General features: G+C 42.4%; 15 protein-coding genes. 8 read left to right on the forward strand and 7 right to left on the reverse strand.

The annotated features are described in order from the left end of the window. Positions 1 to 22: 22 nt before the first annotated feature. The 3 genes from AC04MN_RS15310 to mutM all read right to left on the reverse strand — a co-directional run bounded on the left by AC04MN_RS15310 (position 23) and on the right by mutM (position 3872). The gene (locus AC04MN_RS15310; RefSeq protein ID WP_475384085.1) at positions 23 to 2476 is read right to left on the reverse strand and encodes an acyl-CoA dehydrogenase; all 2454 of its coding nucleotides are present in this window, start codon (positions 2474 to 2476) and stop codon (positions 23 to 25) included. A 241-nt stretch (positions 2477 to 2717) separates the two neighbouring features. Beyond that, entirely contained in the window at positions 2718 to 2939 is a 222-nt protein-coding gene (locus AC04MN_RS15315; protein WP_475384086.1) for an acylneuraminate cytidylyltransferase, read from the reverse strand. A 117-nt stretch (positions 2940 to 3056) separates the two neighbouring features. Then, positions 3057 to 3872, reverse strand: a complete 816-nt coding sequence (gene mutM / locus AC04MN_RS15320) for a bifunctional DNA-formamidopyrimidine glycosylase/DNA-(apurinic or apyrimidinic site) lyase (protein ID WP_475384087.1) — start codon at positions 3870 to 3872, stop codon at positions 3057 to 3059. 188 nt (positions 3873 to 4060) lie between these two features. Between mutM and infA the strand changes: the two genes are divergently transcribed. Beyond that, positions 4061 to 4288: a translation initiation factor IF-1 gene (gene infA, locus AC04MN_RS15325; RefSeq protein ID WP_475384088.1), complete on the forward strand. Its 228-nt coding sequence runs from the start codon at positions 4061 to 4063 to the stop codon at positions 4286 to 4288. A 74-nt stretch (positions 4289 to 4362) separates the two neighbouring features. Next, complete coding sequence (locus AC04MN_RS15330; RefSeq protein WP_475384089.1) at positions 4363 to 5070, forward strand: VC0807 family protein; 708 nt, start codon at positions 4363 to 4365, stop codon at positions 5068 to 5070. Positions 5071 to 5097: 27 nt separating this feature from the next. Here the strand turns inward: AC04MN_RS15330 and AC04MN_RS15335 are convergent, their stop codons facing one another. Next, entirely contained in the window at positions 5098 to 5880 is a 783-nt protein-coding gene (locus AC04MN_RS15335) for a hypothetical protein (RefSeq protein ID WP_475384090.1), read from the reverse strand. A gap of 85 nt (positions 5881 to 5965) precedes the next feature. On the opposite strand from AC04MN_RS15335, the gene sohB reads away from it, so the two are divergent. From sohB to AC04MN_RS15365, 6 genes are all read left to right on the forward strand, one after another. Then, entirely contained in the window at positions 5966 to 6976 is a 1011-nt protein-coding gene (gene sohB, locus AC04MN_RS15340) for a protease SohB (RefSeq protein WP_475384147.1), read from the forward strand. Positions 6977 to 6987: 11 nt separating this feature from the next. Beyond that, complete coding sequence (locus AC04MN_RS15345; protein WP_475384091.1) at positions 6988 to 7959, forward strand: ABC transporter ATP-binding protein; 972 nt, start codon at positions 6988 to 6990, stop codon at positions 7957 to 7959. Next, the gene (locus tag AC04MN_RS15350) at positions 7956 to 8933 is read left to right on the forward strand and encodes an ABC transporter ATP-binding protein (RefSeq protein ID WP_475384092.1); all 978 of its coding nucleotides are present in this window, start codon (positions 7956 to 7958) and stop codon (positions 8931 to 8933) included. Before AC04MN_RS15345 ends, AC04MN_RS15350 begins: the two co-directional genes overlap by 4 nt. A gap of 13 nt (positions 8934 to 8946) precedes the next feature. Continuing rightward, positions 8947 to 10632, forward strand: a complete 1686-nt coding sequence (locus AC04MN_RS15355; RefSeq protein ID WP_475384093.1) for a peptide ABC transporter substrate-binding protein — start codon at positions 8947 to 8949, stop codon at positions 10630 to 10632. 117 nt (positions 10633 to 10749) lie between these two features. Beyond that, positions 10750 to 11721 (forward strand): ABC transporter permease, encoded by a 972-nt coding sequence (locus tag AC04MN_RS15360; RefSeq protein ID WP_475384094.1) that lies wholly within the window; start codon positions 10750 to 10752, stop codon positions 11719 to 11721. A 14-nt stretch (positions 11722 to 11735) separates the two neighbouring features. Further along, entirely contained in the window at positions 11736 to 12902 is a 1167-nt protein-coding gene (locus tag AC04MN_RS15365) for an ABC transporter permease (RefSeq protein ID WP_475384095.1), read from the forward strand. Positions 12903 to 12917: 15 nt separating this feature from the next. Here AC04MN_RS15365 and AC04MN_RS15370 read toward each other — a convergent pair whose 3' ends face one another. The 3 genes from AC04MN_RS15370 to AC04MN_RS15380 all read right to left on the reverse strand — a co-directional run bounded on the left by AC04MN_RS15370 (position 12918) and on the right by AC04MN_RS15380 (position 14660). Next, complete coding sequence (locus tag AC04MN_RS15370; RefSeq protein ID WP_475384096.1) at positions 12918 to 13376, reverse strand: hypothetical protein; 459 nt, start codon at positions 13374 to 13376, stop codon at positions 12918 to 12920. Continuing rightward, the gene (locus tag AC04MN_RS15375) at positions 13354 to 13710 is read right to left on the reverse strand and encodes a hypothetical protein (protein WP_475384097.1); all 357 of its coding nucleotides are present in this window, start codon (positions 13708 to 13710) and stop codon (positions 13354 to 13356) included. Before AC04MN_RS15375 ends, AC04MN_RS15370 begins: the two co-directional genes overlap by 23 nt. A 491-nt stretch (positions 13711 to 14201) precedes the next feature. After that, positions 14202 to 14660, reverse strand: coding sequence for a hypothetical protein (locus AC04MN_RS15380; protein ID WP_475384098.1), 459 nt, complete (start codon positions 14658 to 14660; stop codon positions 14202 to 14204). Positions 14661 to 14843: the final 183 nt, after the last annotated feature.

Raw genomic sequence — 14843 nt, forward strand, 5'->3', positions numbered from 1 at the left:
AGGCTGCCTTTTTTTTGATTCTTTAGTGAATCACTTTATTTGCTTTATATTGTTCTTCCGAAAAATCATCCACCATCACGGCATCAAGACGAATACTGTCAGCCTCTTGCATGATTTTATATTCCTCGTCGTTGATTATGCCTTTGGCTTTAGCTTCTTCAACGCCAGCTGCTCCTTTTTTCTTAGCCATCGCACCGGTACGAATTGCCGTACGGATTTTCTTTTCGATAGCATCAGTCTTATGAGCGATATCAAATGCATATTCCAAACGACCCAACTGTTGAGTGCGGTCTTTAGGGATGTAAATACCCTCTGTCAGACGTTCACGAATACCACCTTGCTGTAACATTGCAGAAGAAATAGCATGCGACCAGCCGTCAGAAGCTAAAGAGCCGATAGAGTTGATACGAGACCAAGCACCGATCCAGCCTTTGAAGAACCAACGAAGTCCAGGGATTTTCAAGTTATCAAAGATACCATCAAATCCTTTTTGTATTTCAGCCATATTTTGTTTCAAAGCATAATGAACGAATGGAAGATCCTCTTTTTTGCGACCTTCAGCTTCGAAACGGCGCAAAGTAGAAACAGCCATGTACATATTTGCTAGGATATCAGCAAAACGACCTGTGATCTTTTGTTTCGCCTTTAATTGTCCACCTAGCACCCCCATCGCAACGTCAGACAACAACGCGAAAGTTGCAGACGTCCAAGCAAGACGACGATAGTAGACAGCCATTTCACCGGCACCCGATGGTGCTGATGCCAAATACCCTCGTGTTAAAGAAAGAAGGATAGAACGGCAAGTATTACGAACCACGTGCCCGACGTGACCCCAAAATGCTGTATCAAAAGCACTTAGGTTTTTTTCATCCATGGCTTTAACTTCAGCATAAGCAAATGGATGCGCACGCAAAGCCCCTTGACCAAAGATAATCAAAGTACGAGTCATAATATTCGCGCCTTCAACTGTAATCCCGATTGGAGTTGCAATGTAAGTTTCTCCCAACAAATTGCGAGGCCCCATTGAAATACCCGCGCCACCAACGATATCCATCGCATCGTTGATACCTTTACGACCCATCTCTGTAGAGTAGTACTTTTGCATCGCCGTGATTACCGGTGGCTTAATACCTTTATCCAAAGCACCTAGCGTGAACTTTCTCATCGCTTCGAGAGTGTAGGTAGCAGCCCCAATTCGTGCCATCGGCTCTTCAATAGCTTCGAATCGACCGATACTCATACCAAACTGTTTACGAACCATGGTGTAAGCGGACACTACTCGAGACACCATTTTCGCGCCGCCCGTTGCTTGTGCTGGCAATGAAATACCGCGACCCGCAGCCAAACACTCCATCAACATGCCCCAACCTTTACCGATACCATCGACGCCGCCAACGACAGCATCTACAGATACGACAACATCTTTACCTTGAGTAGGACAGTTAAAGAACGGAATAAATAAAGGATCATGACGACGACCGATAACCACACCCGGAGTTGTCGCTGGAATCAATGCACATGTAATTCCAAGATCTTCACCACGGCCCAACAGATTTTGAGGGTCACGCACACGGAAAGCCAAACCAATTAAAGTCGAGATCGCAGCAAGCGTGATGTAGCGTTTGTTCCAATTCATTTTCAGATATAGCTTACCATCGTCGCCTTTAAACAAATCGGCATAAGAAGTGATAGAGCCCGCATCTGATCCCGCCAAAGGCTCGGTCAAACCAAAGCAAGGAATTTCGCGACCGTCCGCCAAGCGAGGAAGATAATAATTCTTTTGTTCTTCAGTACCGTAGTGAGCCAAAAGCTCTGCGGGACCCAAAGAGTTCGGAACCATGATCGTCACAGCAACTGGCACCGAACGTCCAGAAACTTTCATGATCACTTCCGAGTGCGCCAATGCAGAAAACTCAAGACCACCATATTTTTTAGGAACAATCATACCCAAGAATTTTTTCTCTTTGATGAAGTTCATAATATGTTCAGGGATTTCTCGGTGCTTAAGGATCTGCCACTGATCGATCATGCGGCAAAGCTCTTCGACTGGCCCATCCATGAATGCTTTTTCTTCTGCAGTCAAAGTTGGATAAGGTTCTGCCATCATTGAATCAAAGTTTGGTTTACCCGAGAATAGATCTTTTTCAATCCAAACAACCCCAGCATCCAAAGCTGTGCGCTCTGTCTCTGAAATTTTTGGCATCAATTTAAGTTTATCAAAAAGATTCATCACCGCTGATGAAACCAAAGCCGTACGAATTGGCTTGATTAAGAATACCAGCATGATCGCTGCGTAGGCGCCCAGCAACCAAATCGGGGCTCCGAAGCCAAAGAGGATCAAACCTCCAGCAAGGGCCCAAATAATTAAAGGGCTGCTGAAAAAGCCGATAAATAAGAGCAAGAAAAGTGAGCCTAAACTCCAGGCCCAAGTCCAATCTTGCAGAAACATGCCATAAAAACTGCCGTATGATTCCACGTTGTATCTCCTTGTAATGACTACGCATATAATTAGACTCCTGTTAAGCCTAACGCGCAAGGAGAACCGTTAAGAAACATAGTGTTGGAAATATGAGGAAGACCAAAATCTTGGGCTAGGCCCTAGCAGTTGACAAGAAAACAGCCGTTTTCTCGATTTTAGACCCGTTAAAACGCAAAAAAGGCTTTCTGTTAACCAGAAAGCCTTTCTCAGTTCTAGACAATTACGTCTAGGAAACCAATTACTTAGTTTCAGCAGCTGGAGCAGCAGCAGCGTCTGCAGCAGGTGCAGCAGCGTCAGCAGCAGGAGCAGCTTCAGTAGTAGCAGCAGCAGCGTCAGCTGGAGCAGCTTCAGTAGTTGCAGTAGCTTCTGCAGCAGGTTGCTCAGCAGGAGTGTTCTTAGAGCAAGTGAAACCAGTAGTGAATGACAAAGCGATCAAAGCCGCGAAAACGATATTTTTCATTTTTGTTCCCTTCATTAATTTTCAGTGTCGACAATCGAAACTGTTTTATATGAATGATCGCTAAATTACACAAAGCGAATTGTCTTGCCAAACATTTTTTCTAAAGAAATTAAAAATTTATTTTTGGCAAGTTGGGCACCAGAAGCTCGATCGACCACCAATCGCCATTTTTTTTATCTTACTTTTTTTGCACGAAAAACAGACTTTTCCCTCTCGATCATAGACAAAAAATGTATTTTGGAAGTAGCCTTTTTCACCATCTGCTTTAGGAAAATCACTAATCGTTGACCCACCAACTTCAATAGAGCGAGTTAAAATCTTTTTAATCTCTTTGATTAATTTTTGAGCATCTTTCTTGAGTAAATCCTTGGCTGGAAGCAATGGATTCACGCCAGAAGCAAATAAAGCCTCACTGGCATAAATATTCCCCACACCCACCACAACTTCTTGATCCATGATCGCAATTTTTATCGCAGTGCTTCTATTTGAAAGAGCCCCCAAAAGATAAGAGGCATTAAATTCTGAATCTAAGGGTTCAGGCCCCAAATGATCTAATTTTGCATGCGACTCACCGCTTTTAATAAAACCAAGATAACCAAAACGGCGCGGATCTCGATAGGCCAAGCGACGGCCGTCTTCTAAATATATATAGACGTGATCATGTTTTTGCTCTTGCCCCTCGGGGGCTAAACGCCATGTGCCAGTCATACCTAGATGCGACAACAAAGTCCCGCGATCGGTTTTGATCAAAATATATTTTGCGCGCCGACTTAAACTTAAAATTTTCGCCCCTGGCATTTTTTTGAAATCGTTCACGGGAAGCTCTTCGCGTAAATCCTTACGTGTACAAACGATCTTGGCGATTCTCGCTTGATCTCCCAATATAGATTCCAGGCCGCGCTTAACAACCTCAACCTCTGGCAACTCTGGCATACCCACCTACTTAAATTAATTGAATATGAAATGCTCTTTAAATAGCACTCTGATTCGGATTTTTGTATCTTTTCCTGCTCGAGCATGATTAGTTAAAGCCTCTGTCATTAAAACAATTCAAAAGACTTCCATTCTGTCTTCTTTAAATGGCGCACCCCACCACTGAATCATTTAAGGAGTCATATAGAATGTCAAAAAACGACCTAGTCAATATCGATGGAAAAATCACAGCGGTCTCTGGCGGAGGCTCTTACAAAATACTTCTTGATAATGGCCACGAAGTGACAGGAATTCTTTGCGGCAAAATGAAAAAGTTTAGCATTAAAGTGGTTATTGGCGATCGAGTGAGTATCGGCATAAGCCCATACGACCCCAGCCACGGGCTTATTTTACTTCGACATAAACTATCGAGATAAAAGCCTCAGCAAACGCCGTGCACTTTTTAAATTAAGCACTTGTTTTTTTGAGGGACTCTTTCTTTAATACAACAATGCAAAAAAACCAGAGCGCTGAAAACCCATTCCTGAATATCCTTTTTAATATTTTACTTCCAGTGATGATTTTAAATAAAGGAAGCAAGATTGTCGTCCCACTTTGGGCCTTGGTGATTGCGCTGGCGTTTCCAATCGGTTATGGCGCTTACGATCTTTTTAAGCGTAAAAAGACCAACTTCATATCGGTCCTTGGCCTACTTAACGTGGGTATCACTGGTGGCTTGGCATTAAGCGGCCTCACGGGAATATGGTTTGCCGTTAAAGAAGCGGCCTTCCCAGCAATCATTGGTCTCTTTGTTCTGGGATCTGCTTTTACAAAAAAACCTTTTATTGAAACTCTTTTCTTGAACCCTTCAACTATCGATATCGAAAAATTGGAATCAGCCTTGGCAGAAAAAAACTCAAGCACTGAGTTCCACGGACATTTGAAAACCGCAACTATGTTCTTATCATTGTCCTTTGCGACCAGCGCCATTCTAAACTTTGTCCTGGCGCGAAGAATTTTTGTCGATATTGATCCGTTATTAGATGCCGCCGCTCAAAATGATGTTCTTAACCAACAGATAGCTTCAATGACCAGCTGGTCCTTTGTGGTCATCATGGTTCCCTCGATAATTCTTCTGTTGGCCATCTTCTGGTACCTCTTTAGAGGCATAAAAAAACATACAGGACTCAGCGTAGAAGATCTCATGATTCAAAAATAAAAAAAGACCGACAATGTCGGTCTTTTTTTAATAGTTGATTCCCCCATCAGAGCCACCGTCAAAAGGTGGCGGACTCGACATTCCATTTGAGAAGTCATTAAAACCTCCCTCACCTTCTGGAAACATCGGCGGCGGTGGTGGGGGCGGCGGAAACTCAGCATCGCCTTCGCCTCCTAAATTGGGCGGCGGTATATATCCCGAATCAGTCCCACCGAAATCATCAAAGCTTGGTGGCGGTGGAAAGTAACTTCCCCCTCCACCCCCAGAGCTTCCACCCATCGAGGAACCTCCAGCGCCGGCGCCGGGCTTACAATATTTATGATTAAAACCAAGACTGCATCTTTTCTTATAATCAAAGCGAGGCCGAGTGGTGTACAGACCATATTCTTCCTCTTCGCTCACCAAACCCTTGGCTATACTTCGATCAAACTTTTTAACACCTTTTGAATATTCAATACGATCCAACGAACGCTGTTTCTCGAATTTTTCTTTTTCGGCTAAAAATTCTTTATGCTCTGGGCCATTTTCCTTGGGCGCTTCTACCTTGCTTTGCTTTCGATAGTCCTCGATCCCCTTGGCTCTCAGCTTTTCCCAACGCTCAAAATCTTCGTCATGAGCGACCCGACCCGCATCCCTTTGTTTATCAAACAACGTCTGCTCACGCTGATGCTCGGCGAACCCCCGCAATCGAGCTTCATCAGGAAAAGAATCGGCGGCTAAAGCTGCTGAAAAGATTGGCAGCAACACAAGTGCACTCACAAAACATTTCAGAAGTTTTAATGAAGATGATGGATGATAAATGCTATGCATAATCGATATCTTAACGTGAATAAAAAAAAATAACGAGGACTCGAATTGAGACTCGACCAAGGTTCAGGTTCATGTTAGCGTTTTTATCCTTATGGAAATACTTATTTTTGCGGCCAAACTATTTATTGTCGTTCTTGCTATCGGATCTCTGTTGATTCTGATTGCGCTTCTTGCAGCGAAAGCTCAACAAAAACCAGAGCTTGAAATTGAAAACCTCAACAATAAGTTTAAAAACTTCTCGCGCTTCATTCGCCTGAATACATTAAGCGAAAAAGAACTTAAAGAAGTCTCTAAAGCCGAAAAAGCTGAGGCCAAAGAATTAGAAAAACAAGAGACCTCACTCCCTCGTCTTTTTGTCATCGACTTTAAGGGAGACGTTAAAGCCGCCGCCGTCGATCATTTGCGGGAAGAAGTCAGTGCTATAATCTGCACCTACAAAACTGGCGACAAAGTTTTACTAAGACTTGAAAGCCCTGGCGGCATGGTGATGGGCTACGGACTTGCAGCTTCCCAACTAAATCGCCTCCGTGAAAAAGGAATTCCTTTAACTATTTCGGTCGATAAAGTCGCCGCCAGTGGAGGCTATATGATGGCCTGCGTAGCCAACGAAATCCTCTGCGCTCCTTTTGCGGCCGTTGGCTCGATTGGAGTCGTCGCCCAGGTTCCAAACCTTCACCGCTTCCTAAAAAAGCACGATGTTGACTACAAAGAATATACTGCGGGCGAGTTTAAAAGAACGATATCGGTTTTGGGTGAAATCACCCCAAAAGGCGAAGAAAAATTCCTCCAACAACTTGAAGATACACACCTTTTGTTTAAGTCATTTGTGAATAAATATCGCCCTCAAATCGATGCCGCCAAAGTGGCCACTGGTGAATACTGGTACGGGGAACAAGCGATTCATTTAAATTTAGTCGATAGAATTAGCACCTCGGATGATTTTGTTATGGAGCATATCAAGTCACACCAGGTTTTAAAATTGAGCTTTAAACAAAAACAAAAGTTTAGCGAAAAAATCTCTGAGGTTCTGGGGCAATCTGCAAAAAAAGCAGGTCTGTCGATTATAGACGAGCTTCAACAACAAAGACCTTTTTAAAGTAGGTGAAAATGCAAAAGGCCCTTGTCGAAGTTAATAATCTGGAAACGACATTTTTTTTAAAGTCTGGCCCTTTTAAAGCGGTCAATAATGTTTCTTACAAAATTTTCGAAGGCGAAACCCTGGGCATCGTCGGCGAATCTGGTTGCGGCAAGTCCGTAACGTCGTTTTCATTGATGCAATTGATTGAAAAACCTGGAAAGATCACCGGTGGCGAAGTTCTTTTAGACGGCCGTGACCTTTTAAAACTCTCTTCGTCGGAAATGGAAGACATTCGCGGTGGGGAAATGGCCATGATTTTTCAAGAGCCAATGACCGCGTTAAATCCCGTCCTAACTATTGGCTATCAAATTGACGAACAAGTGATCCGCCATAAAAAATGCAGTCCGACAGAAGCAAAAGCCCGCTCAATAGAAATGCTTAAACTTGTAGGAATTCCTTCACCTGAAGAGCGATACTATAATTATCCTCACCAACTATCAGGCGGAATGAGACAGCGAGCTATGATTGCAATGGCGCTTTCCTGCGAACCTGCTTTTCTTATTGCGGACGAGCCCACGACAGCCTTAGATGTGACAATTCAGGCTCAAATTTTGGAACTAATTCAAGAGCTTCAAGAAAAAATGAAAATGTCAGTGCAGTTTATCACTCACGACCTTGGAGTGATTTCGGAAGTTGCCGATCGAGTGATGGTAATGTACGGCGGCCAAACTTGTGAAGTGGGTACGACGACCGATATTCTTCGTTCCCCCCGTCACCCTTACACAGCAGCTTTGATTCAATCTCGTCCCAAACTTGGGGAACGCCTGCACCGATTAAAGACAATCGAAGGCTCGGTCCCGGCACCTCATGAGTATTCACCAGGCTGCCCGTTCGTCAATCGCTGTCATCGTGCCAAATCCGAGTGCAATCAACAAAAGCCACCATTGGTCGAAGTTCAAGTTGGACACTCTATCGCCTGCTTTAACCCGGAGCCCGCATGAGCGAAATTATCTTAAATGCCCAAAATATTAAAAAATACTTCCCTGTTAAAAAAGGTTTTTTCCTAAAGACTGTTGGCCAAGTAAAAGCCGTTGACGATGTTTCATTAACGGTTCGCAAAGGCGAAACACTGGGACTGGTTGGCGAATCTGGCTGCGGAAAATCAACCCTCGGACGAACACTCATCCGTCTTTACGAACCTACAGCTGGCCAAATCGAGTTTGAAGGTCAAAATTTTTTAGAACAAAGTGGAAACGATCTTCGCAAGCTTCGTAAAGATATTCAGATGATCTTCCAAGATCCCTATGCCTCGTTAGATCCTCGCATGACAGTCGGACAAATTATTGGCCAGCCGTTTGACATCCACGGCGTCCTATCCGGAGAAGCCAAAGAAAAAAGAGTCAAAGAACTCTTAGAGCAGGTTGGCTTACGGGCAGCTCACATCAATCGCTACCCTCACGAATTTTCCGGCGGTCAGCGCCAACGAATTTGCATTGCCCGGGCTATTGCTTTAAATCCAAAATTGATTATTTGCGATGAACCCGTCAGTGCCTTGGATGTCTCGATTCAAGCGCAAATTCTGAATCTTCTAAAAGACCTTCAGAATCAACTAGGCTTAACTTATATCTTTATTTCTCATGATCTAAGCGTGATTGAACACTTCTGCGATCGCGTTGCTGTGATGTATCTAGGTAAAGTTGTTGAAGTCGCAGACCGAGACACCTTGTTTCAAAACCCGCAACATCCCTACACCCAGGCCTTGCTTAGTGCGATACCCAAAATGGGCGAGGGAAAAAAGAAAATGAAAAAATCACTTTCCGGCGAGGTTCCAAGTCCCTTGAACCCACCAGCGGGCTGTAGTTTTCACCCTCGCTGCGTTCACAAAATGGACGTCTGCTCGCAAAAAACACCGGAACTGATGGGTTCTGAGCAACAAAAATCAGCATGTTTTTATGTTAATCAAAATTCCAAATAACAAGGAGTTAGGAATGAAACTTTTCAAGGTCGCAACAGCATTGATCGCAGTCTCGGCATTGACCCTGACGGCACAAGCTGCCCCCAGCAATAAAGAACTCAAGATTGGTATCTCTCAAGAGTTCGAAAATCTAAATCCATTGATCATGTCGATGTCAGCTTCATCTTACATGTATCGTATGGTTGGCAGATCTTTGACTGTACTAAATCCAGACGGAAAATGGGTTCCACAATTGGCAAAAAGCATTCCTTCCATTGAAAATGGCAATGCAAAGATTGCAGACATTGGCGGAAAAAAGAAGATCGTTGCCACTTGGGAAATCCTTGATAATGCCAAATGGTCTGATGGCAAACCCGTGATCTGTGAAGACTTTAAAACGGCACATACGATTGGATCTTCGGACAACGTATCAGTGGGCGAAAAAGAGACTTGGACACAGGTTGAAAAAATTGAATGGGATGCTGCCACTCCTAAGAAATGCGTTTTCACTTACGAAAAAGCAAAATGGGATTTCTTCCAACTTGGAAACTTCTTCCCAGTGCCAACTCATATTGAAAAAGCGGTTTTTGAAAAATATGGCAAACAAAAAGAAGGCTATGAAAAGAACTCTACTTACGTAAGAGCCCCAGCAACTTTGGGTCTTTACAATGGTCCTTACGTCATCACGGACGTAAAATTAGGTTCTCATGTGGCGTTTGCTGTGAATCCACACTTTTACGGCAAGAAGCCTGCGATCCAAAAAATCGTGGTGAAGTTGATTCCTAACGAAGGAACCATGGAAGCCAACCTTCGTTCTGGAACTATTGATATGATTTCAACTTTAGGTCTTGGTTTTGACCAAGCTCTTTCGTTTGAAAAAAAGGTTAAAGCTGAAAAATTGCCTTTCAAAGTTCACTTCACACCTTCTGTGACTTACGAACATATCGACCTAAATTTAGACAACCCAATCTTAAAAGATGTGCGTGTTCGTAAAGCCTTGATTATGTCCATCAACCGTGAAGACCTAGTAAAGGCTCTTTTTGAGGGACGCCAAGAAGTGGCTTTGCACAATATTTCCCCTAAAGACTCTTGGTTTACTCGTGACCCTAAAGTTGTGAACATCTATCGCTACTCGAAGCGTGAAGCGAGCAAGATCCTTGACGAGGCAGGCTGGAAGATGGGACCCGATGGCATCCGCGCAAAAGATGGTAAAAAACTATCTTTGACGTTCATGACGACGGCAGGAAACAAGACTCGTGAAACAGTTCAGGTTTACCTTCAGAACCAATGGAAACAAGCTGGTATCGAAGTTATCATCAAGAACGAGCCTGCTCGTGTTTTCTTTGGCGAAACAACTCGTAAAAGAAAATTTGATCACATGGCGATGTTTGCCTGGGTATCTTCACCTGAAAACAGTCCAAAATCAAATTTGGCCTCAGAGTCTATTCCAAACGATGGCAATGGATGGAGCGGTCAGAACTACACGGGCTGGAAGAACTCTAGCGTCGATAAATCTTTGGCCTCTTTGGATCTAGAATTCAACGCTGGAAAACGCAAAGAATTGATTCAATCAGTTCTAAAAGAATACACGGCAGAAGTACCGGTTTTACCTCTGTACTACCGATCTGATATCTCTGTGACTCCAGTGGGTATTAAAGGCTACCGCCCTGCTGGCCACCAGTTCTACGAAACTAATAATGTAGAAGACTGGGCATTCTAGTTTTTTAGAAAAAATAAGGCCTCGGTAGCGCACGGTTATCGGGGCCTGAAAACAGGACCCTGTTAATAAGTTTGATATTGAATTTCCTCCCGGTTTTTTTGAAGGAGCTTAAACAAAGTGACTAATTATATTTTGCGACGACTATTACAAACTGCTGCGGTTATTGTCGTACTTTCATTTGTTTGCTTTTATCTTATGTCCCTAATGCCGGGCGACCCTATTGATATCATGATCTCGTCCAATCCTAAAATCACGGCAGCCGATGTTGCCCGTTTAAAATCTTTGTACGGATTGGATCAACCCGTAACCACTCGCTACGTGAATTGGGTTTCTAATATCGTAAAAGGCGACTTAGGTTACAGTCGTACTTATCGCGTTCCTGTTGAAGAAATCATGGGACCTCGATTAATGAACACATTCTGGCTTTCATTGGCTTCGCTTGTTCTTTCTTTAGCCATTGCACTTCCTTTGGGCATTTACTCTGCTTTAAAGCCTGGAAGTAAATTTGATTATATTGTTAACTTTTTTTCGTTTGCGGGTATTTCAATTCCAAGTTTTTGGTTGGCACTTGTCTTAATTATTCTTTTTGCAGTGAAAATCCCGATTCTTCCTGCCGGCGGAACAGTGACAATTACCGACGAGCCGCTGGGCTTTTGGGCGGAGGTTTTGGATCGCAGTAAATATTTGATTTTGCCGGTGCTCAGTTTATCAATTCAACAGATTGGTCGTTTTTCACGATTTGCTAGATCGACAATGGTTGAAGTGATGCGCAATGATTTTATCCGAACGGCAAAAGCCAAGGGCCTAAACCGTCAGGCCGTGATTTGGAATCACGGTTTCAGAAATGCGTTGATTCCATTGATTACCATTTTGGCCTTATCATTTTCATCCTTATTTTCCGGGGCGATCCTGACTGAAACCGTGTTTGCTTATCAAGGGGTTGGCAAACTTGTTTACGATTCCATTGTAGGGAATGACTACAACGTTGCCATGATCAGTTTTGTCATTAGTGTGAGCATGGTACTTCTTGCTAACTTCGTCGCTGACATTCTTTACGGTGTTGCCGATCCACGAATCACTTATAAATAAGAAAGGAGCTTGTAATGAACGATAATAAAAAACAGCTTGAACAAGCTCAATCTATGACCAAAATTGTGTTCTCTCAGTTTCTAGAGCACAAACTTGCCGTCGCAGGTGCAATCACCATTTTAATCTTTGTCAGTCTTGCTTTATTAGCTCCAGTCATATCAGGAATGATGGGTATTGATCCAAACGAGCAAAACGTGGCCAATCGTTATATGGCGCCTTTAAGCCAAGCCGATGCGGGGCAGGACGTTAAGGAAACTACAATCGAAAACTGGATCAATGCAAATCCAGCCGCCGCGGATAAAATTCAAAAGCTTTTGGTCGAAAAGCAAGTTGTCTCTGTCGGCGAGCTTGATGCGATCTATGATTTAAGCAGCAAAACAAATTCTGAGGCCATTTCCAGTCTTAAATCTATCTCCATTCCAGAAACACAAGAACTCGAGACAATGTTTTCAAAATTTGGGACTTATCACATCCTAGGCACCGATGAGTTGGGCCGCGATGTCTTTGTTCGCTTAATTTATGGCACTCGCGTTTCGATGGGAGTTGGTATCTTGGTGGCCATCGCTTCGGCATTGATAGGTCTTTTGATTGGTAGTATTGCAGGGTTCTACGGCGGCATTATCGACAATATCTTAATGCGTCTGACAGATTCTTTATTATCGCTGCCAACGATTCCGGTATTGATTGTCATGGCTGCAATTGATTTGTCCAAGTTGCCAGCATTGAAAAGCTTTATCAGCGCCGGCAATGAAAGTGTTTGGAAGATGGTCTTTATCTTGTGTCTGTTTTCGTGGATGACGGTGGCGCGTTTGGTCCGGGGAAGTATTCTATCCATCCGCGAGCGCGAATTTGTACTAGCCGCGAAGACTTTAGGGGCCAGTGATTTTACAATTATTGTACGCCACATGTTTCCAAACGTCATTGCTCCGATGTTGGTTTCCATCACATTAGGTGTTGGCGAATCCATCCTCTTTGAGGCGGCCCTAAGCTTTTTAGGTTTAGGTATCATGCCTCCAATGCCGAGCTGGGGAAATATGCTTAACAACGCCCAAGAGCTGATTTACCAAGCTCCCTTCTTAGCAATCATCCCAGGAGTCCTTATCCTACTTACTGTGGTCTCGTTCAACTACCTCGGTGACGGCCTCCAAGACGCCATCGACCCGAAAGCTATTCGAAGATAAAAAAGAATAATTCGCTCAACTGGAGCGAATTTTCTTCAAAATTCTATCAAGATTATTCATATGTGAAAAAGTTAACAATAATGAATAAATCACAAATAACAAACTCAAATTAGCAGCTATTTCTAACTGTCTAATTTGAGTTAGGTAGGCAATCAAATTAAAAAATACGGATAAAAGAAACCACTTTAAAGCCTGCCTACGAGTCTTCGATCTCAAAAATATATAATCCTCTTCGGTAAAGAAAAATCCAAAATCGGAAAGAAATTTTTTTTGTCCCTCTTCTGAATCGAACTCTAAACAAACTCTGATATTTCTTAATACAAAAATAACTCTTCGCCAATTAAGATAAAAGTATAAATCAATTATTTCTTTTTTTTCAAAAGATACCTTAGAAGAGAAATCTGTCCAGATCTCAATGAACTCATTATTAAAAGTATACTGCTTATAATTCTTAGCCAATAAATTCATTAACATACCTATTCCTTATTATTTTAATAGAAAATAGATCCGTGATTTCTGTTCCATTAAATTCAAATGCCTGAAGCCAAATGAAGATTCTTAAGAAAGCTCCCAATAGAATAACGCCAAGTCCGATTCCTGCACCGAGAACACAAGTGTATATAATGTCATTTAAAATAAACTCGAGTCCAGCTTTAAGCCCTCCAAGCTGCAAAGAAAATCTAATTATCCTAAGTCCACCAAATAAGACGATTGAACCCAATAGAATGATAAACATGACCGCATAGCTTTGCCTATGTAAGACATAAGAAAACCAATTCATTCCGCAATCTCGAACTTTGAATTTCATATTCGCCCCCTCATGGAGGTATTAAATTTGGCCCTGAACTGCCAGGCGATGCACCATTGGACTATGAACCATCTGGTCACTGAAAGAATGACCTGAACATCTTAACTTAAGCCACCTACACCAGATACCTTTTCATCTACGCCGATAAATTATGAAAGACGTCCAGTCGCATTGTAATTGGTACTGAAATTGGGTTCAGGTCAATTTTATTCCCAATATATCTAACGTACTCAAATCTTCGAATCCTTTTTTCACTACAACTTTCAAACAAACCTTTGTCACATACTAAACTTAACTTCTTTTCACTTGCCTCCTACCTACGAAGCTGTGACCTAAGCGAAGCGAGGGGAACTTAGTTCATTTTTTTTTAAGGATTACAAGTGAAATGGGGCCGCTTGTAATCCGAAGCTTATAGCGATGATTTTTGTATTCAATCTCAAGAATTGCACCAATAAAAAAACAACTTCTCAATTCTAATTTAATAACCGCCACTAGTATTTTTCAGAACTGATTTGAATAGCGAATGCATATCGCTGTTTAATCAAATCCACAAACTCATTAGCCCTTTTCTTCCTTGCGAAATGATAGAGGCATAGTCGTTGCTTATTATCAATACCCTGAATGCTGACCTGCCAGCCTGGATATTTCTTTTTTTCAATTGATATTTGAAGCGGTTCCTCCCTAAAAACTAAGTGCTTTCGTACCCATTGAACCTCAATAGTCGAATTCGTAATTGTCATTTTCCGCTTCATTTCAAACCAGATTATGAAAAGCCAGCCCGCTGACAAAACAAAGCAAGATAAATATAGTATCCAGTCAAAAACAGAGTTACCAGAAGGATCCTTAGTTAAAAAAACTCCAAAGAAGGCAGCAACAAAAGAATGTATTACTTTGGATCCAAAGTCTGACCCCAAAATAATTATTTTATTCGGCACTTCAATGGTTTTCATTGTAATACGGCATCACGCACTCCTTTTTATTTTCAACCATGTTCGGGCACATTATATACCTCAGCTCGTTTTAAGGAACTATTGTTTTAAAAACTATTTATTCCCGCTATACCTATCGTACTCAAATTTTCGAAGCCTTTAACTCTACAACTTTCAAACAAAACTTTGTCGCACACTAAACTT

This window comes from Bdellovibrio sp. ZFWA1 (assembly GCF_056175665.1).